This is a genomic window from Hungatella sp. SB206 (assembly GCF_051132295.1).
GTDB lineage: Bacteria > Bacillota > Clostridia > Lachnospirales > Lachnospiraceae > Hungatella > Hungatella effluvii.
Window position 1 is genome coordinate 3,270,930 of sequence record NZ_CP096603.1, and the last position, 19,467, is coordinate 3,290,396.

General features: G+C 44.2%; 13 protein-coding genes and 1 pseudogene. 11 read left to right on the top strand and 3 right to left on the bottom strand.

Features of this window, described 5'->3' with window-relative positions; all coding sequences use genetic code 11:
• Window positions 1-130: 130 nt before the first annotated feature.
• The 8 genes from M1L66_RS14325 to M1L66_RS14360 all read left to right on the top strand — a co-directional run bounded on the left by M1L66_RS14325 (window position 131) and on the right by M1L66_RS14360 (window position 10,152).
• The gene (locus M1L66_RS14325) at window positions 131-1,924 is read left to right on the top strand and encodes an L-fucose isomerase (protein ID WP_117634103.1); all 1,794 of its coding nucleotides are present in this window, start codon (window positions 131-133) and stop codon (window positions 1,922-1,924) included.
• Window positions 1,925-1,936: 12 nt separating this feature from the next.
• Entirely contained in the window at window positions 1,937-3,406 is a 1,470-nt protein-coding gene (locus M1L66_RS14330) for a rhamnulokinase (protein ID WP_117634104.1), read from the top strand.
• A gap of 37 nt (window positions 3,407-3,443) precedes the next feature.
• On the top strand, window positions 3,444-4,148 hold the full coding sequence (locus M1L66_RS14335; protein ID WP_117634105.1) for a class II aldolase/adducin family protein: 705 nt from the start codon (window positions 3,444-3,446) through the stop codon (window positions 4,146-4,148).
• The gene (locus tag M1L66_RS14340; protein ID WP_117634106.1) at window positions 4,142-4,591 is read left to right on the top strand and encodes an RbsD/FucU family protein; all 450 of its coding nucleotides are present in this window, start codon (window positions 4,142-4,144) and stop codon (window positions 4,589-4,591) included. Before M1L66_RS14335 ends, M1L66_RS14340 begins: the two co-directional genes overlap by 7 nt.
• Before the next feature lie 50 nt (window positions 4,592-4,641).
• Window positions 4,642-6,135 carry a sugar ABC transporter ATP-binding protein gene (locus M1L66_RS14345; protein WP_112482572.1) on the top strand — a complete coding sequence of 498 codons (1,494 nt, stop codon included), beginning with the start codon at window positions 4,642-4,644 and terminating at the stop codon, window positions 6,133-6,135.
• A 16-nt stretch (window positions 6,136-6,151) separates the two neighbouring features.
• Entirely contained in the window at window positions 6,152-7,168 is a 1,017-nt protein-coding gene (locus M1L66_RS14350; protein WP_117634107.1) for an ABC transporter permease, read from the top strand.
• Window positions 7,169-7,215: 47 nt separating this feature from the next.
• A complete protein-coding gene (locus M1L66_RS14355) occupies window positions 7,216-8,364 on the top strand; it encodes an ABC transporter substrate-binding protein (RefSeq protein WP_117634108.1) in 1,149 nt (382 codons plus the stop codon).
• A 1,398-nt stretch (window positions 8,365-9,762) separates the two neighbouring features.
• Complete coding sequence (locus M1L66_RS14360) at window positions 9,763-10,152, top strand: hypothetical protein (RefSeq protein WP_092364881.1); 390 nt, start codon at window positions 9,763-9,765, stop codon at window positions 10,150-10,152.
• A 229-nt stretch (window positions 10,153-10,381) separates the two neighbouring features.
• Here M1L66_RS14360 and M1L66_RS14365 read toward each other — a convergent pair whose 3' ends face one another.
• The 3 genes from M1L66_RS14365 to M1L66_RS14375 form a co-directional block, all read right to left on the bottom strand.
• Window positions 10,382-12,139, bottom strand: coding sequence for a S8 family peptidase (locus tag M1L66_RS14365; RefSeq protein WP_117634109.1), 1,758 nt, complete (start codon window positions 12,137-12,139; stop codon window positions 10,382-10,384).
• A gap of 763 nt (window positions 12,140-12,902) precedes the next feature.
• Window positions 12,903-13,877, bottom strand: a complete 975-nt coding sequence (gene bsh / locus M1L66_RS14370) for a choloylglycine hydrolase (RefSeq protein WP_092364887.1) — start codon at window positions 13,875-13,877, stop codon at window positions 12,903-12,905.
• A gap of 394 nt (window positions 13,878-14,271) precedes the next feature.
• On the bottom strand, window positions 14,272-14,562 hold the full coding sequence (locus M1L66_RS14375) for a hypothetical protein (protein ID WP_319638389.1): 291 nt from the start codon (window positions 14,560-14,562) through the stop codon (window positions 14,272-14,274).
• 430 nt (window positions 14,563-14,992) lie between these two features.
• Here M1L66_RS14375 and M1L66_RS14380 point away from each other — a divergent pair, with 430 nt between their 5' ends.
• The 3 genes and pseudogenes from M1L66_RS14380 (at window position 14,993) to M1L66_RS14390 (ending at window position 19,076) form a co-directional block, all read left to right on the top strand.
• Window positions 14,993-15,433 carry a Dps family protein gene (locus tag M1L66_RS14380; RefSeq protein ID WP_082082497.1) on the top strand — a complete coding sequence of 147 codons (441 nt, stop codon included), beginning with the start codon at window positions 14,993-14,995 and terminating at the stop codon, window positions 15,431-15,433.
• Window positions 15,434-15,611: 178 nt separating this feature from the next.
• On the top strand, window positions 15,612-17,357 hold the full coding sequence (locus M1L66_RS14385) for an ABC transporter ATP-binding protein (RefSeq protein WP_092364890.1): 1,746 nt from the start codon (window positions 15,612-15,614) through the stop codon (window positions 17,355-17,357).
• Window positions 17,354-19,076, top strand: a pseudogene (locus tag M1L66_RS14390) (ABC transporter ATP-binding protein). The gene M1L66_RS14385 and the pseudogene M1L66_RS14390 overlap by 4 nt, the downstream one beginning before the upstream one ends.
• The last annotated feature ends 391 nt before the right edge of the window (window positions 19,077-19,467 follow it).

Genomic DNA, 19,467 nt, shown 5'->3' on the forward strand with positions numbered 1-19,467 from the left:
AATATTATTATATTTTTTGCCATTATATCACAGCAAATAGGGGAATATCAATAGTATAATCCAATTATGTAAAAAGAGCGCAAAGAAATTAGAATAATAACAATCTAAAATTAAAAAGGAGGAAAACTCTATGGCAGCAAGCAGATTGGTTGGGTCTTATCCGGTTATCGGCATTAGACCCACAATAGACGGAAGACAGGGATATATGAAAGTAAGGGAATCTCTGGAAGAACAAACCATGAACATGGCCAAAAGCGCGGCGGCCCTGTTTAGGGAAAATCTTTTTTACAGCAATGGAGAACCGGTAAACGTAGTGATTGCGGATTCCACCATTGGACGGGCGGGGGAAAGCGCGGCCTGCGCGGATAAATTCCGCAGAGCCGGAGTGGATATTACCCTGACTGTGACCCCATGCTGGTGTTACGGTGCAGAGACCATGGACATGGATCCGCATACAATCAAGGGCGTGTGGGGATTTAACGGAACGGAGAGACCCGGTGCCGTATATCTCGCCTCTGTACTGGCTACCCATGCGCAGAAGGGGCTTCCGGCTTTTGGTATCTATGGACATGATGTTCAGGATGCTGATGATACAAGTATATCTGAGGATGTAAAAGAAAAACTTCTCCGTTTTGGACGCGCCGCAGTGGCTGCCGCTACCATGAGGGGAAAGTCATATCTCCAGATAGGTTCTATCTGCATGGGAATTGGAGGTTCCATCATAGACCCGGCATTTATTGAGGAATATCTCGGGATGCGGGTGGAATCCGTAGACGAAGTGGAACTGATCCGCCGTATGAGTGAGGAAATATACGATAAAAAAGAGTTTGAAAAGGCCCTTGCATGGACAAAGGCAAATTGTAAGGAAGGTTTTGACAAGAACCCTCCCGAAGTTCAGAAGACCCGGGAACAGAAGGATAGGGATTGGGAATTCGTAGTTAAGATGATGTGCATCATCAAGGATTTGATGAATGGGAATCCCAATCTGCCAGAGGGGCGGGAGGAAGAGCGGATCGGACACAATGCCATTGCCGCAGGCTTCCAGGGACAGAGACAGTGGACAGATTTTTACCCCAATGGTGACTTCGCTGAGTCCATGCTGAATTCCTCCTTTGACTGGAACGGCGCAAGGGAGCCATACATACTGGCTACTGAAAATGACACATTAAATGGGCTGGGTATGCTGTTCATGAAGCTGCTCACCAACAGGGCGCAGATTTTCGCGGATGTGCGTACGTACTGGAGCCCGGAGGCTGTTAAGAAAGCGTCCGGATATGATTTGGAAGGGGTCGCAAAGGAAGCAGGCGGTTTCCTGCATCTGATCAATTCCGGAGCGGCCTGTTTGGATGCCACGGGTAAAGCCCTGGATGAAGACGGACAGCCGGTCATGAAGCCATGGTATGAGGTGACGGCGGACGATCAGAAGGCAATGTTGGAAGCAACCACATGGAATGAGGCTGATTTTGGGTATTTCAGAGGCGGCGGCTATTCTTCCAGATATGTTACAGAAGCCCAGATGCCATGTACGATGATCCGCTTAAACCTGGTAAAGGGACTGGGGCCTATGCTGCAGATTGCAGAAGGCTGGACCGTAAAATTGCCGGACGATGTAACTGACATCTTATGGAAGAGAACGGACTACACATGGCCGTGCACCTGGTTTGCGCCCAGGGTGACAGGCCGGGGAGCATTTGCCTCCGCGTATGACGTGATGAATAACTGGGGAGCTAACCACGGTGCAATCAGCTATGGACATATTGGGGCGGACCTTATTACACTCTGCTCAATCTTAAGGATTCCTGTCAGCATGCACAATGTGCCTGAGGAAAAAATATTCCGTCCTGCAGCCTGGAACGCATTTGGAATGGACAAAGAGGGACAGGATTTCCGTGCCTGTGCGGCTTATGGGCCTTTATATAAGTAAGGCGGTGTGTCTATGAGCCATAAAAATGTACTGGCAGTGGATTTCGGTGCTTCCAGTGGAAGGGTAATGCTGGGAAACTTTGATGGGAACCGGATATCTATACAGGAAATCCATCGTTTCCCCAATGATCCGGTTATATTAAACGGAACCATGTACTGGGATTTCCTGCGGCTGTTTTATGAAGTGAAGCAGGGACTGATGAAAGCAAAGAAGTATGGAAAGATTGACAGCATCGGCGTGGATACCTGGGGCGTGGATTTCGGCCTGATTGATAAGGAGGGAAATCTTTTAGAAAATCCGGTGCACTACCGAGATGCGCGGACCGCAGGGATGCTTGAAAAGAGTTTTGGAAAGATGGATAAGGAACGCTTTTATCAGATTACGGGCAGCCAATTTATGGAGATTAACACGGTATTCCAGCTTTTGGCTCTGCTGGAAAAGCGGCCCGGGCTTCTGGAGGGAACTTCCAGACTTCTGTTGATGCCGGACTTATTTAATTATTATCTATGTGGGGCGCAGGTCAGCGAGTACTCCATTGCGTCCACCACGCAGATGCTGGATGCCCGTACTAAAATGTGGTCAAAGGAAGTGTTGGAAAGTCTCGGTATCCCGAAAAGGATCCTGGGCAGTATCGTTCCATGCGGAACAAGGCTTGGTCTCATGAAGAACGGGATTTGCCAGGAACTGGGGATTGAGCCTGCAGAAGTGATTGCTGTGGCAGGACATGACACGCAGAGTGCGCTTGCGGCTGTTCCTGCCAGGGATAAGGATTTCATCTTCATCAGCTGCGGGACATGGTCGCTGTTTGGCACAGAACTGGACGAACCTGTTATCAACGGGTTGTCAGAACGGCTGAATATTACAAATGAAGGTGGATGCCAGGGAAAGATTTCCTTCCTCAAGAATATTATCGGGTTGTGGCTGATCCAGGAAAGCAGGAGACAGTGGATTCGTGAGGGAAAGGAATACAGTTTCGGACATCTGGAGCAAATGGCGGCAGATGCAAAGCCATTTAAAGCTCTGATTGACCCGGATGCACCAGAGTTTGTTCCGGCTGGAAATATTCCTGAAAGAATTCGGCGTTACTGCCGTAAAAGCGGGCAAAAGGCACCTGAGAATGAGGCAGAGCTTGTGAGATGCATTAATGAGAGCTTGGCACTTAAGTACCGCATGGCATTGGAAGAAATTAAGATGTGTACCGGAAGAGAGTACCCTGCTATTCATATGGTGGGTGGTGGAACACAGAGCGAACTTCTCTGCCAGATGACGGCCAATGCGTGTCATTGTCCGGTGATTGCCGGACCGGTGGAGGCTACCGTACTGGGTAACGCGTCTATGCAGCTGCTTGCGACAGGAGAACTTAGGGATCTGGCTCAGGTGAGAAGTGTCGTAGGGGCTTCCGCCAAGGTAAATATCTATGAGCCGAAAGATGCAGCTCAATGGGAGCAGGTATACGGACAATATAAAAAAATGCTGGAATGACCAAAGGCCGGGGCAACCTGGAAAATAAGGAGGTATTATGGAATTAAGCTATATGGAACTAAGGGAACAGATTTGCGATGTGTGCCATAAGATGTGGCAGCTTGGCTGGGTGGCAGCCAATGACGGCAACGTGTCCGCCAGGCTGGATGACAGAACCTTTCTTGCCACTCCCACCGGAATGAGCAAAAGTTTCATCACACCGGAAAAACTGGTTCGTATCGATGGGAAAGGCGAGGTGTTGGAAGGCCTTCCCGGATACAGGCCCTCTTCAGAGATTAAGATGCATCTCCGCTGCTATAAAGAGCGTGAGGATGTAAATTCCGTGCTTCACGCCCACCCGCCTGTGGCCACCGGATACGCGGTAGCCAATGTGCCGTTGGACGAGTACTCTATGATTGAGACGGTAATTGCTCTGGGTTCAATTCCGGTAACGCCTTACGGAACCCCTTCCACTTACGAAGTACCGGATAACATAGCGCCTTATCTGGGGGAACATGATGCAATGCTCCTTCAGAATCATGGAGCTTTGACCGTGGGGGCTGATGTGATTACCGCTTATTACCGCATGGAAACACTGGAACTCTTTGCAAAAATCAGCCTTAACGCCAGAATGCTGGGAGGTGCACAGGAAATATCCAGGGAAAATATTGACCGCCTTATCTCAATGAGGAAAGGATATGGGGTAACCGGCAGGCACCCCGGTTATAAAAAATACAGTAAACAGGGGGAAAACAGATGCTAAGAGGAATACCCCATATATTATCTCCTGAACTGTTAAAGATATTATGTGAAATGGGTCACAGCGACCGGATTGTGATTGCCGATGGGAATTTCCCGGCAGAGTCCATGGGCAGGGATGCCCATGTCATACATATGGAAGGCCACGGCGTGCCGGAGATACTGGAAGCAATTCTCTCGCTTTTTCCCCTGGACACCTACACAGAACACCCTGTCTGCCTGATGTCGGTAACGGACGGGGATACGGTTGAAACACCGATCTGGGATCAATACATGACATTGGTGGAAGCGTGTGACAGCAGGGGCAGAAGGGCCATTGGCCATATAGAGCGGTTCGCGTTCTACGAGGAGGCAAAGAAAGCTTATGCAATTATCGCCACCAGCGAGAAAGCGCTTTATGCCAATATCATGCTGCAAAAAGGGGTAGTTACCGACCAGGGCCTGTAAATGGGTTCCGTCAAAACAGTGCAATTAGTAAAGAAATGGAAGGTGATGATGTGGGAGAAGTAATTCTGACCATGAAAGACATTGATAAGTCCTTTGTAGGGGTGCATGCGTTAAAAAATGCCTGTCTGGAACTTAAAAAGGGCGAGGTCCATGCACTGATGGGTGAGAATGGTGCCGGAAAATCCACCCTCATGAAGATATTGACGGGAATCTACAGCAAAGACAGCGGTACTATTGTGTATGAGGGGCGCCAGGTGGAGTTTAAAAGTCCCAGGGAAGCGCAGGACGCCGGCATTGTGATTGTGCATCAGGAATTAAACATGATGAACCACTTAACGGTGGCCCAGAATATCTTTATCGGCAAAGAAAAAATGAATGGAAAGCTGATTAATGACCGCAGGATGGTAGAAGAGGCAGAAAAGCTGTTCGGATTACTGAATATCAGGATTGACCCAAGGGAAACAATGGGGAGGCTGACGGTGGGGCGCCAGCAGATGTGTGAGATAGCCAAGGCAATCTCAACAGATGCCAAGATAATCGTATTTGATGAACCGACTGCCGCGCTGACAGATTCAGAAATCAGCGAGCTGTTCAAAATCATCCGTGACCTAAGAGCCAAGGATATCGGAATTGTATACATTTCCCACCGCATGGATGAGATTAACCAGATTACTGACAGGGTAACGGTTATGAGGGACGGGGAATATGTGGGTACGCTGACAACCAAGGATTCCACGAAAGACGACATCATCCAGATGATGGTAGGACGCACGGTGTATGAGGAGCCTAAGAGTTTCAGCAATGTAAAGCCGGATGCCCCGGTGGTGCTGAAGGTTGAACACCTGAATGTTGGGAAAACAGTAAAAGATGTAAGCTTTGAACTTCGCAAAGGAGAAATCCTGGGTTTTTCAGGACTCATGGGAGCCGGAAGGACGGAGACAGCCAGGGCTATCTTTGGTGCTGACAGGAGAGACAGCGGTGATATTTATGTGAATGGAAAACGGGTGGATATCAAGAACCCACAGGACGCGGTTGACGCCGGGATTGGATATCTGTCGGAGGACCGCAAGCGCTATGGTGTGATCATTGAGAAAACGGTAGCCGAGAATACGACAATGGCTTCTCTGAAAGCATTCTGCAAAGGCCTGTTTATTGATAAGAAAGCGGAAAAAGAAACCGCGGAACAATATGTGGAGGCATTAAAGACCAAGACACCATCCGTAGAACAGCAGGTGCGCAACCTGTCGGGAGGTAACCAACAGAAAGTGGTCATTGCAAAATGGCTTACCAGAAACTGCGACATCCTGATATTTGACGAACCCACAAGGGGTATCGATGTAGGAGCAAAAAGCGAGATTTATACATTGATGAATAATCTTGTAAAGCAGGGGAAGTCCATTATCATGATATCCTCTGAACTGACGGAAGTGCTGCGAATGAGTGACCGTATCCTGATTATGTGTGAGGGCCGTAAAACAGGAGAAATTAGCATAGAAGAAGCTACCCAGGAAAAAATCATGCATGCCGCTACACTGAGAGATTAAATGGGAGGTTAAAGACATGTCAAATAATGGGAATCAGGTAAAAAAGGAGCCGAATGGATTGTTCAAAGCCATCGGTACTCAGAAATTGGTGGCAGTCATTGCGCTGATTGTATTATTCATGTTCTTCTGGATTTTCGGGGACAATTTTGCAAAATACAGCACACTGGTCAGCATTTTTGATTCGTCCTATTATATTGGTTTTATGGCCATAGGTGTAACATTTGTAATCATCACCGGAGGAATCGACTTATCCATTGGTACGGTCTGTATCTGCTGTTCCTTGATTTCAGGAACGCTGTATACAAAACTGGGACTGCCTATGCCGCTGTGCGTTATCCTGGCCATATTGATGGGAGGCCTGTTCGGACTTGCCAATGGACTTATGGTATCTGTCATGAGGCTTCCGGCCTTTATTGCCACACTGGGAACTATGATGATTACCAGAGGCCTGGGTTCGATTGTGACAAATACGGCAACCGTGACCTTTCCGCAGGCTTCGGCGCCGGGCGGCTCATTCAGAGGTATTTTTAAATTAAAAGGGGCAGGGCTTCCGCAGGCAGGTATCCCCACGGGATTCATACTGCTGATTATACTTGCAATCCTGATGGCAATCCTTCTCAACAAGGCGCGTCCGGGACGCTATATACTGTCTCTTGGGAGTAATAAGGAGGCGACCCGGCTTTCCGGTGTAAATGTGGTAAAGTGGGAGACTTTGGCTTATGTCATAAGCGGTCTGTTTGCCGGGCTGGCAGGTGTGTCTTATGCAGCTGTATACTCCACACTCATGCCTGGAACCGGAAATGGATTTGAACTGGATGCAATCGCCGGAGTTGTAATCGGCGGAACATCCCTGGCAGGTGGCGTGGGTTCCATATCGGGGACTTTAATCGGTGTTTTTATTATGTCCGTTTTGAAGACAGGCCTTCCCTTTGTGGGAGTACAGCCACATTATCAGCTGCTGATTACTGGATTTGTGTTGATCATAGCCGTATTTGTAGATGTTTTGAATAGAAGGAAACAGGGGAAGGATTGATACACACTAATAACCCGCAAAGTGGGATAATAAAAGGAGGTTTATTCATGAAGATAAGATTATTAAGTACAGTCATCTGCGCAGCAATAGTTTCCACGATGGTAATGGGCTGCTCCAGTGGAGCCAGCGCGCCTGCCACGACAGCTGCAGCAGCGGCCGCTCCGGAGACAGAGGTAAAAGACACAACGGCAGGGGATACGGAGGCAGCCAAGGCAGATGGGGCTGTGGACTACAGTGATGTCACGGTTGAGATTGTGGCAAAAGGCTTCCAGCATGATTTTTGGAAAGCGGTAAAGATGGGATCAGAGCAGGCTGCAAAGGATTTGGGGCTTAAGTCCACCAATTTTGTAGGGCCAGCCAGTGAGAGTGCAGTCGCTGAGCAGATTGAGCAGTTAAATAATGCGGTCAACAAGGCTCCAAGCGCCATCTGCCTGGCGGCTTTGGATACACAGGCGTCCCTGGATGCAATTTCCAATGCTCAGGCAGCAAATATTCCGATTGTAGGGTTTGATTCCGGTGTGCCGGATGCCCCTGTAGGTTCCATTGTGGCTAATGCTGCTACGGATAACTATGTAGCGGGCGGTCTGGCCGCGGAGAAATTGTATGAAATGATTAAGGATAAGGTAACAGATCCAGCAGAAGAGGTCAGAATCGGCGTTGTCTCCCAAGATGCGACATCCCAGTCTATAGGAGAACGGACGGGCGGTTTCATAGACAAAATGCGTACCGTGGTTGGCGAGGATAAATGCATGGTAGTAGGCCATGATAAATATAATAAGGCAGTTGACGGAGCAAAGGTGATTATCGATGTAGGCATTCCGGCAACTGTGGATGATGCGGCTTGTGTGACTGTGGCCAATACCCTGTTGAATAAAAATGATCTGATTGCCATTTATGCGTCCAACGAATTTACAGCCAAGAATCTGGTGACAGCTAATGAGAGTCTTCAGGTGCTGGGGGTAGATAAAGTAATCGGCGTTGGATTTGACTCAGGCGCCATCCAGCTTGATGCTATCAAGAGTGGTGTCTTAGCAGGTTCCATCACGCAGAATCCGGTACAGATTGGATATCAGGCGGTTACCCTGGCAGCCAAGGCAGCCAAAGGAGAACCGGTAGAGGATGTTGATACTGGTGCACTGTGGTATGACAGCACTAACATGGATTCAGCGGAAGTAGCTCCGTGTCTCTATAAATAAGTAAAATTGTATTAGCCAGCTGTTTAATCATAAATTGATTAGACGGCTGGCTGTACCGTTTGGTATATAGCGGTATTCTAAGTGTTCGAATTTTTCAGATAATCGTCCTATGTGAAGAAACGTTTTATTAGAGCTAAAGATAGAATAGATAGGGTTATAGTAAGCTATCAAACAAGGAAATGAAATGTCTTGAGCAGATTGCGGAGAAATCAGATTTGCTAAAAAACATGAATCAACAATGTGGATGAAAAATACAATAAAACAAAAAGAGAGAGCAGGGATACTATCGGATTATTATTGCCTTCTCAATTTTTAATAATTATCTTAATTCGATAGGGCCAAGTTCAAATAGGCGGAAATTTACATTATAGTTGTCAACTGGAGTCTGTTTCAATTTTGAGCTGTTAACAAATAAACTTTTTCTACTTACAGCAATAGAAACTGGAAATCTCATAAAGAGGATTGGCGTAAGTATTTTTGCTGACAGTACGCTGATAATGCAGAATCAATGAACCGATATTCCTGTATACGTAGCATAGAATTTTTCATTGATTAATTTTTATAAGAAAAGTGCAAAGGAAATTTTTATAATTGCCAACCGCTTGCTTCCACACGAAATTTAAGGAAATTCTTGTAAATACCATCCTCTTGTCTAAGCCGTTTGTGAGTGCCCTTTTGTCTGACTTGCCCATTATAAATTACAATGATTTGATCAAGTCAACACTGGAAGTATCTTCATCAAAAATGACGATGGGTTCATTTTTTTAAATTGCCTGGGCAATAGAAAGTCTCTATTTTTACCGCAAGATAATGTAGCTTCACTTTCTCCAATCACGGTCTGATATTCATCAGGCAAAGACATAATGAAATCATAGCAGCAAGCTTTTTTGCTGCTTCCATTACTTCATCAAGTGTTGCTTTGGGCATATCGAATTTAATATTATTTTTGATTGTGTCATTGAATAGATAAATCTTATGAAAGACCATATTAATACAGTCAAGCACACTGTCAGCAGTATAATTTTTCACACTTTGTCTACCAATGCAAATAGAATCTTCTTGAACATCTCAGAAACGTGCGAATAGATTGCATAGTGTTGTTTTCCGACTCCTGACGGGGCTACAATTGCACATGTAGTATGCTTTGGTATGTTTAAATAAATGTTTTCAATAATTTTGCGGAAACCATAGCCAAATGATACCTCATAATTGGCAGGATTCAATTTATCTGCAACGGCTCCATTTTGGAGATATTTGTAACGCCTTCCAAACGACCTAATTCAGTAATGATTTTTAATTTATTAATTTTATAGTTTTCAATTCAAAACAAAAAGGTTGCAACTTTTTAAATATATATTTCGTCTAATAGTATGAAACTCAAAAGGGAGGTCGTAGACTATGAAAAAAAGAAATGTATTTTTCACAATTTGTGCAACCTTAATGCTAGCTACAGGGTGTTCAGGGCAGGGAAGTGTAACTCCTTCTATCGAACCATCACAGATGATTAATTCTCAGAGCCCGGAAGATACATCCGCTGTTCAACCATCTGGTAGTGATGCCATGACAGAGGAAGAGTCTGTAATAACAGGAGAAATTAGCGATATTAAGGATTTTATGTTTGTTATTACTGATAAGGATGGAGTAGAATATGCACTTACTTTTGAAAGTAAAAAACCAGAGGGACTGTCTGCGGTTAAGGACGGAGACATGGTTTCGGTAGTTTATACAGGAAATCTGGAACAAGTAGAAGCATTTACAGGAACTATAGTTTCTGTTACAAAGGAGTAATGGATGCTAACTCTGAATGATCGCTTGTAGCCTGTCTTACATCATAAATGTGATGAAAATGTGGAAGGTGTATTCGGTGTCTACAATCGGTTGTTTTTGGAGGGGGATGATTTTCAAATACACTCTAGGATGGGAATACAAGGAAGTCAATCAAACATGAGAGGGTTGACTTCCTTAAAGGTTATGCTCGTTTCCCCTAGTGTCCAATCATTCCATTTAATAAAAGGACTCACCTTACTTCTCTTAACCGTAAAAATGTTTCATATAAATCCAGAGCCCCATATCCCCATTCCCTGTTGGGATATGATAGGGCTGGATTTCGTTTTGCTCCTCGTATTAAAAAAGCTTTAACAGATGCTTCGCTCATTGTTGTGTTATGTCTTTCTACAATACCCCAGCTTAAAAGATTAGCGACTGCCCCAGCAACATGGGCAGCAGCGACCGAGGTTCCTGTTCTGGTAGTCATGGGGATAGAGGTTCCGTTTCTATATCCAATATCTGGTCCGTTCACATTAACTCCGGGAGCCGCTAAATCTGGTTTAATTAATCCACCTATTGTGTACCCACGGCTGGAATGAATGTAGATGCTGTTATTAGAATGATTGTAGGCGCCTACTGTGATTGGAGAGGGAGAATCTCCTGGTAGAGTTAAGGTAGTATAAGGGTTGGGGGACAGAAACGTGGTTTCGTCAGAAATTAGGTTATGGGCTGGAAGCCACATATTAAATTGTCCTGTTAGAGACTGGGTACTATATACGCGTATTTTCCAAATTCCCTTCGTAGGGGCTTCAAAACGCATAAAAACAAGCTGTTTACCGGCCCCCGTCTCAATTAATTGATAATTAACCGTAATGACCGTAGGTTCTAAAAGGAAATGGATAGAAGTTTCGTTTCTGCCTATAATAGGAATACGGATTATGGATTCACCACTGGGTGAGATAAATCCTACGGAATATGTATCAGCGGTACCAGCCCAGAGTTCAGCTACAAATCCTCGCTGAGATTCCAGATTTCCAACTCGGATTTCCACGTCAATGGACGATTCACTCGTAGGTATAGAGCCCATGTAGTGATGACCTCGGCCAGTTTCATTGCCTGCTGCCATTACTGTGGACATTCCCAGATTTCTGCTAATATCCTGAATCATCATGTTAAGCGGAGATGTTCCCTCATGACTACCCAGGTTAGACCCGATTCCCAATAGAATGACCAGAGGTTTTCTATGTCTAATTGCCTCCACACGCAGGTACTTAATGCCCATCATAATATCATTTTCTTGATAAGCATCAGCGTCACTACTGATAAGGTAAAAATCACGCAAATATTGCTTGGCTGGTTTTAATTTGACGATTATTAGTTCGCATTCTGGGGCAGCTCCAGTAAAAACCTGCTGGGGCAGGGTTCCTCCGGCGGCAATACCTGCCAAAAAAGTTCCGTGTCCGTTGGTATCAGTAGAAGGCACCACGGTAAGAGGAAAATCAGATTCCAATGCCTCGTTAATTTGTTTCTGAATATATTCCGTGCCGTAGATTGCCCCGCTGGTATGATAGCGATTAGGTACGCCGGCAGGAAGAGTGCTTTTATTATTTGGAAGACTCTGATCCCAAATACTGATAATTCTAGTGGTACCATCTGAATTGCGAAAAAGGGGATTGGTATAGTCAATTCCCGTATCTATGATGCCGATTATAACGCCTCGTCCTCGATTGCTCAGGGCAGGCGATGCGTGGGTTGCCATAATACCGGAAGCATCTATGCTGGTACTGTCTAAAAGTGTGTACAGACCAGGGATACTGTAATAGGTAAACTTGCTCAGTGAGAGGGGCTTTACAGTATCTAGCGGAGTGTATATAATACTAAAATCAGTACTTACAAAATCCATGCAGAAATTATTTTCAGAATCGACAGGAAATTGCTGCTGACTCCCGTGACGGTAAATAAAGTCAGCGATGGTCTCTGAAGCCGAGTTAAAAGGACAACTTGCCATGATGTACCTCATTCAGGTATTTGATAATAGTATATGCTGAATTTAAAAAACCTTTCATAAGTTAACAATATGAGCGAACAAGTAATAGAGTTTACCTGCAAACTGCCATCTGGCATTACTGCCCAATGGCCTCCAGTGTTTCTTTTGCCGCAGAGATCCATCTAATAGCCAATATTTCTACTGCTAATTAAAGACTTATTTTCTGTAGTACAACTTATGGATTACAGTGGGGGATTCTTATCCATCATACTTCAAGTTCTCGTTGGAGTTTCTGAAGTGAGGAATGGGGATGCGCGAAACAAAAAACCACCTGTTTCGCATGGTGTCATAAACTTAAAATCTGATGTAGTTTTGCGTCAAAATACGCCTTTTTAGAGGTATCTGTTGATAAATCCATTTCATGAGGTATTTTTGCATTCCTCCTCTCACGGAACAAAATAGAAAGACTGGCAAAACAAGGTTACTTATACCGTTTTATCAGTCTTTTAAGGCCTAATGATGTTACCGATAAGAGGCATTCTTTCATCGCTTTTTGAAAGCCCCTTTTCTGTATATTATTCAGTTTGTGTTCTCGTTTTTAGAATAACAAATGTTTCTTTCCGCCCATATCTGTCTGAGTCGCAGTACTCTCAGATAAGTGCTGGTTCTTGCCTTCTGATTTTATAGAATCAAATCAGAAGGCAAGCTTGAAGAGAAAGTGGCGCTTAACCTTTCCTATCACTTGTTTGCGGGCTTTGCTCTCTTCTCGATAAACTGGAATCTATCAATTTTGCATTTCCAACGCTTTGTCCGTCATAAGCTTATAGCTAATGAGTGCCTCACCGTTAAGCTCCTCCCGATTCATATCTACACCAACAATGCTGTGATGATCATAAGTTTTATAGTAGTAAATACCCTTGTCGGCATTGCAGCAAGAAGTGTAAATGGAAATTTCATATTTCTCGTTAGCCAAACGGCAACATCCTCTTTGCTGTTCAACGGAGCCTAATATATGGAAAAATTGGCTTACGCTTGATTTTTCATCATTCTCGGATAGTGAATTCATTTTTGTAAAAGCCACACGTACAAATCTTGACATAGATGACAAGTCTCCGGGGAGCCCGATAGCGCCCATGCCCCTGCTGTATGCATTTAGACTGAGATGTTCGGAAAAACAATTTTTAGGGGTGTCGATGGATAATCCCATATAGTTGTTCAAGTTGAAAATTTGAACCGGAAAAGGCGGATTATTGGTGAGAACACCTACAGGATTATCATAAACAAAGATACCGTCCTTAACACTTTCTACCGTAATGGAGCTGTTTTTATCCGAAATGATCCAATGGAGCTGTGCTATAGGAAAATGTGGACTAAACGGTTCAGCCAAGAAGTTGATTCTGTCAAGCAGTTTTCTCGCCTCATTCACCGTTGTACACTGACCCATGATCCAAGGAATAAATTCCCATTGGGCAATGTTGTCCTTACCTTTTTCTTTTTCACAATAATGTGCATTTTCCACAAAATTTAGACCGGCAATACACAGACCCTTTTCGTTTACAGCATCGTAATACAGTGGATAATTTTCTGTTATATGAGCCATTCCTATAAAGGCAAAATGATGCTCCATTGTTGCCACACTTCGAAACATCAATTTGAAATTTCTTGGTGTGACTGTAACAGTCTCACCGTAGGAGATTTCGTAATCTAGTGTCCGTCCAAAATAGAAATCTTTTGTTTTATAAGTTGCTGCTGTACACATAATTCTTCCTCCTTCATTGCGTTACATAATATTTCATCATAAGATTCGTATGCCTAATTATCGCAAATCCTGACTTGTTTGCCTCACTGAATTGGAAATTGTTTAACTCGTTTTATCGAATAGTGCCCCACGGTTTTTAGTTTCACGGTTGCTAGCTTGCGAGGATTGGACAAATCAATCTCATGGTGATAGAGTATCCGTAATGTCAATAGTATAATCATATTTCCCGGTATATTCAAGCTTAGCGGAAATGGTTTCGGATTCATCATCATAAGAACTGAGGTGAATACATTACACACACTAACCCTCGTCATAGGTAAAAACTCAATCTTTGTAAGATCTTGTTTGTTCTTCTAAGCTGTTTCTTCAATCTCCCAATCAAAATCCGCCTTTGTTACGAAATCAGGCAAACAAATGATAAAAATAAAATAAATTCAAAATTACCCTTGTGGGCATAGTCAATTCTGGTAATGGCGTTCTGAAACCAAAATCCATCAAGGGGAAGAACAATGGTAAATGCAATATCGCACAGCAAACTGCGGGATGCTACACACTCACCGTTTTCATCGCTGAGATTATCTTTGCCCCTCACAGCCATACAGTTTATTTTCGCAACCGTTACGATAGATGATTTGTTCTGCAGTATATAAAAATATTTATACTCTTTTTTATAGTCAAATGACATAATTGCCTCTTCATAAAGGATAATTTTTCAATTGCTCAACTTTGGTCAAACATAAATTTCTATAGAAAAGGCAGGCATACATGATACCACAGAAGGCAGGATTGTCACAATAAATCATCTTTTTTACATTTTCGATAGCAGTTTCACGAGTACGAAAGTGTGGACGGGGAAAGTGATGGATAGCGGTATGAATCAAGGTAACGCTGCTATTTTGGATTGGGGACGTTCACCTTTCCTGACCGTTCCTACTGTGGCCCATTCTATAAAATTATTTTAGCGAATAAAAGGTGAAAAACTTGCCCCAATATGGATAATAGGGTAAATAGCGTGAATAGGAAAATGAATTGACATTTTCTTTTGGTTAGTTTATACTAACTTCATAAGAGCAGTTAGACTAACCATGTATTTCAAATCAAAGGAGGCTGTTATTTTGAAAAAAGAACTTGCAACTCAGGTGAATGCATATCTTGCAAACATTGGTGTCTCATACATCAAATTACACAATCTTCATTGGAATGTAGTAGGGAGCCAGTTTAAAGCGGCACATGAATATCTGGAAACCTTGTATGATGCCCTTGCAGATGTGCTCGATGCTATCGCAGAACTTTTAAAAATGAACGGAGAAGCCCCTTTGGCAAGTATGAAGGGTTACTTGTCAGTTGCCACAATTCCAGAGTTGGAAAGTGTCGAGTTGGATGTCAAGAGTGCGATGCAGACGGTTCTGAAAGATATGGAATCTCTCAGAACCCAGGCTTCTTTCATTCGTGAGCAGGCCGACAAGGAGAATCAATTTGATGTGGTTGCCCACATGGAAGACGATGTGGCAAATTACAACAAAACAATTTGGTTCATTCAATCTATGTTGAAGTAATAAGCAAATGTTCAAATAGAGAACTATCGTAGAACGTGAATAGTTCTCTATTTGATTGTCAATGATTGAATCTTGCATCTAGTTCTTTTTTTTCTTTAAAAATAAATGAGATAATATTATACGTGAGTTATCCTTAACTAACATTGATTTCAGCATCCATCTAGAAAGGAGAGTATCTATGTTTGGGGTATACAAAAAACTGCTATATTATGTACCAAAGCAGCGACCTTTGGCCTATTTTGCAATCGGCCTGACGGTGGTATCCACATTGTTCAATGTAGGCGCTTATTACTACCTCTATGAGTTTTTGAAACGATTGGTGGTAGACGAAGATATGGGGCATGCTCAATATAATGTGTTCCTGATTGCGGGGCTGTTGATTGGCGGTTCGCTCTTGTATTTTGCAGCCGTGCTTTTAACGCATATGTTGGGCTTCCGACTGGAGACCAACTTGCGCAAGCGTGGAATTGACGGCCTGACCAATGCCAGCTTCCGCTACTTTGATCTGAACTCATCGGGAAAGACACGTAAACTCATTGATGACAACGCAGCCCAAACTCATTCTATTGTAGCCCATCTGATTCCTGACAATGTCGGAGCAATTCTGACACCGCTTTTGGCGCTTGTGGTGGGCTTTTTGATCAGTCTGAGGGTAGGCATTGTTCTATTGGTTCTGTTCATGCTGAGTGGCGTGCTCCTTGTCCTGATGACCGGGGAAAAGAAGTTTATGGAAATCTACCAAAAGGCGCTGGAGACAATGAGCAGCGAGGCCGTGGAGTACATACGCGGGATACAGGTGCTCAAGATTTTTGGCATAGACGCTACATCTTTCAAGACGCTGCATCGGGCAATCACGGATTATGCACGACATGCCTTGAACTATTCTATGAGTTGCCGCAGGCCATATGTGTTATTCCAGATGATCCTATTTGGCTCTATTGCCATACTCGTTTCAGTGACAGCCTTAACGCTGAATCGGATTCAAGACCCTGCCGTGTTGGCGGTGGAACTCATTATGACATTATTCCTGGGTGGAGTACTGTTTACCGCCTTTATGAAAGTGATGTATGTAGGTATGTATGCATTCATGGGAACTTCGGCGGTTGAGAAACTGGAGCAAGTGTTTTCGGATATGCAAAAGGATCGGCTTACATTTGGAAACAAGAGCACATTCAAAAACTATGACATTGAATTTGAACGGGTATGCTTTGGGTATACAGACCAGATGGTGTTGGAGGATGTTAGCTTCACTCTGAAAGAAGGCCGGAGTTATGCTCTGGTGGGATCTTCTGGAGGAGGAAAGTCCACGATTGCCAAATTGATTTCTGGTTTTTACAAAGTGGATGGAGGAGAGGTCAAGATTGGGGGAGAGCCCATCGAAGCCTATACAGAGGACGCCTTAATCCGCAATATCGCCTTTGTGTTCCAGAATGTCCGTTTGTTTCACATCAGTATTTACGAGAATGTCCGTCTGGCGAACCCAGGCGCTCAAAGAACGGAGGTCATGGAAGCGCTGCATCAGGCAGGTTGTGACAGCATTCTGAATAAGTTCAAAGATCGGGAAAATACGGTGATTGGCTCCAAAGGCGTATACCTGTCGGGCGGTGAGAAGCAGCGGATCGCAATCGCACGGGCAATGCTAAAGAATGCGAAGATCGTGATCCTTGACGAGGCCAGCGCGGCAATCGACCCGGAGAATGAGCATGAGCTGCAAAAGGCGTTTGCCCACTTAATGAAGGGGAAGACTGTCATTATGATTGCACACCGGCTGTCCAGCATTCGAAATGTGGATGAAATTCTGGTTTTGGAGGACGGGAAAATAGCAGAGCGAGGAACGGACGCGGCGTTGATGGCGACCGATACCAAGTACAGAAAATATCAAACGCTCTATGAACAGGCAAATGAATGGAGGGTTGTGAGATGAGAGAACTGTTTAAAAAGCATTTTGCCCTGACCGACAAGGGGGCCAAAGATTTGCAAAAGGCGAGCGCGGCCTCCTTCTTTGTCTATGTGATCAACTTTTTCCCCGCAATGCTGCTGCTTCTCCTGGTGGATGAGTTGCTGTTGAACAATGTCAAGGAAATGGGGCTGTATTTGTGGGGATCCGTTCTGGTTCTGGCCGCGATGTGGATTCTGCTCCGAATTGAATATGATGCACTGTATAACACCACTTACCAGGAGAGCGCGAATCTTCGCACGGAGATTGCAGATGTTCTGACCAAGTTGCCTTTATCTTACTTTTCCAGGCATGACCTTTCGGATCTGGCGCAAACCATCATGGCGGATGTGGCAGCTATTGAGCATGCTATGAGCCACGCTATGGCAAAGGCGGTGGGATTCCTGTTCTTTTTTCCGTTGCTTTCGGTTCTGCTGCTCCTTGGCAATGTTAAATTGGGGCTTGCTATCATTCTACCGATTCTGCTTGGATTCGGGCTTCTTTTATTGTCGAAAAACCTTCAGATTCGGGAGTCATTCAAACATTATCAAAAGCTCCGGGACAATTCTGAGAGTTTTCAGGAGGCCATTGAAAATCAGCAGGAAATCAAGAGTTTTGGCTTGACTCAGAAGATTCGGCAGACTCTTTATCAAAAGATGGAAGAAAGTGAGAAAATCCATCTTCGTGCAGAGATTTCAGCGGGCTTTCCTATGTTGTGTTCGAATGTCATTCTGCAATTTGCCTTTGTGATTGTAATCCTGACCGGTGTTCAAATGCTGCATACAGGAGAGATCGATATCCTGTACTTTTTGGGATATGTACTGGCCTCCATTAAGGTGAGGGAGAGTGTAGAGTCGGTCAATATGAATGTGGAAGAGTTGTATTATCTGGATTCCATGGTCAAGCGTATCCGGGAGATTCGGGAGACAAAGATACAGCAGGGCAAGGATCAGACAATCTCAAGTTATGATATTGAATTTGATAAGGTGTCTTTTTCTTACGATAAGGATACAGAAGTGCTCAAGAACGTCAGTTTCACCGCGAAGCAAAACGAAGTGACTGCCTTAGTGGGTGTGTCCGGTTGCGGGAAAACCAGTATCCTGCGTCTGATGTCAAGACTTTATGATCATGACGGCGGAAGCATCCGGATTGGCGGGCTGGATATCAAAGAGCTCTCTACAAAATCCTTGTTTGAAAAGTTATCCATCGTGTTTCAGGATGTAACGTTGTTTAATACATCTGTTCTGGAAAATATCCGCATTGGGAAAAAGACGGCCACAGACGAGGAAGTCATCCGGGCGGCACGATTGGCCAACTGCGAAGAATTTATCCGGAGGCTTCCGGAGGGGTACAAAACGATGATCGGAGAAAACGGAGCAACACTCTCCGGAGGAGAACGTCAACGGTTATCCATCGCCAGAGCCTTTTTGAAAGATTCACCTATTATCATTCTGGATGAAATTGCAGCCTCTTTGGATGTGGAAAACGAAAAAAAAGATCCAGGACAGTTTGAACCGCCTCATTCTGGATAAGACTGTTATCATTATTTCCCACCGTCTCAAATCCGTTGAAAATGCAGATAAAATCGTGGTGATCAACTGCGGGAGAGTGGAAGCGTCCGGTACTCATCTTGAACTGCTCAAAACTTCTCCAACCTATAACAATTTGGTGGAGAAAGCAAAACTGACGGAAGAATTCCAATATTAGCGTAAAGGGGACAGGGTGACTGTTTTTGAACACGGCGCTTATTAGTATTTAGTTCGTTGTGGATACCATCTGCATAGTGAATGGTTTTCTAAACAGGGTGCTGTCCGTTAAAATTCTCATGTTCCTCAGTACTCCGGTTTACATGCGGATGGTTAGCGGGGAAAATAAAAGATTTTGTATGTTTATCGGGTTACTCAGTGAAACATTTTATGGAAACAGAGGCATTGTCATAATACCAAGAAATTTGATGCAACCTTTGTAGGAGGAGCGAGTAGAGAAGATACGGTTGCTATTAAAGAATATGGGGCTGTACGAATATCACATTGTACATCTGGCTATTTTGTCTGATGCATTGAAAGTGGCTAGTAGAAATGAAAAACTGTGCTCATAC

Coding starts and splice junctions, on each gene's coding strand:
- M1L66_RS14325 (WP_117634103.1), top strand. CDS start 131: ATGGCAGCAAGCAGATTGGTTGGGTCTTATCCGGTTATCGGCATTAGA.
- M1L66_RS14330 (WP_117634104.1), top strand. CDS start 1,937: ATGAGCCATAAAAATGTACTGGCAGTGGATTTCGGTGCTTCCAGTGGA.
- M1L66_RS14335 (WP_117634105.1), top strand. CDS start 3,444: ATGGAATTAAGCTATATGGAACTAAGGGAACAGATTTGCGATGTGTGC.
- M1L66_RS14340 (WP_117634106.1), top strand. CDS start 4,142: ATGCTAAGAGGAATACCCCATATATTATCTCCTGAACTGTTAAAGATA.
- M1L66_RS14350 (WP_117634107.1), top strand. CDS start 6,152: ATGTCAAATAATGGGAATCAGGTAAAAAAGGAGCCGAATGGATTGTTC.
- M1L66_RS14355 (WP_117634108.1), top strand. CDS start 7,216: ATGAAGATAAGATTATTAAGTACAGTCATCTGCGCAGCAATAGTTTCC.
- M1L66_RS14360 (WP_092364881.1), top strand. CDS start 9,763: ATGAAAAAAAGAAATGTATTTTTCACAATTTGTGCAACCTTAATGCTA.
- M1L66_RS14365 (WP_117634109.1), bottom strand. CDS start 12,139: ATGGCAAGTTGTCCTTTTAACTCGGCTTCAGAGACCATCGCTGACTTT.
- bsh (WP_092364887.1), bottom strand. CDS start 13,877: ATGTGTACAGCAGCAACTTATAAAACAAAAGATTTCTATTTTGGACGG.
- M1L66_RS14375 (WP_319638389.1), bottom strand. CDS start 14,562: ATGTCATTTGACTATAAAAAAGAGTATAAATATTTTTATATACTGCAG.
- M1L66_RS14385 (WP_092364890.1), top strand. CDS start 15,612: ATGTTTGGGGTATACAAAAAACTGCTATATTATGTACCAAAGCAGCGA.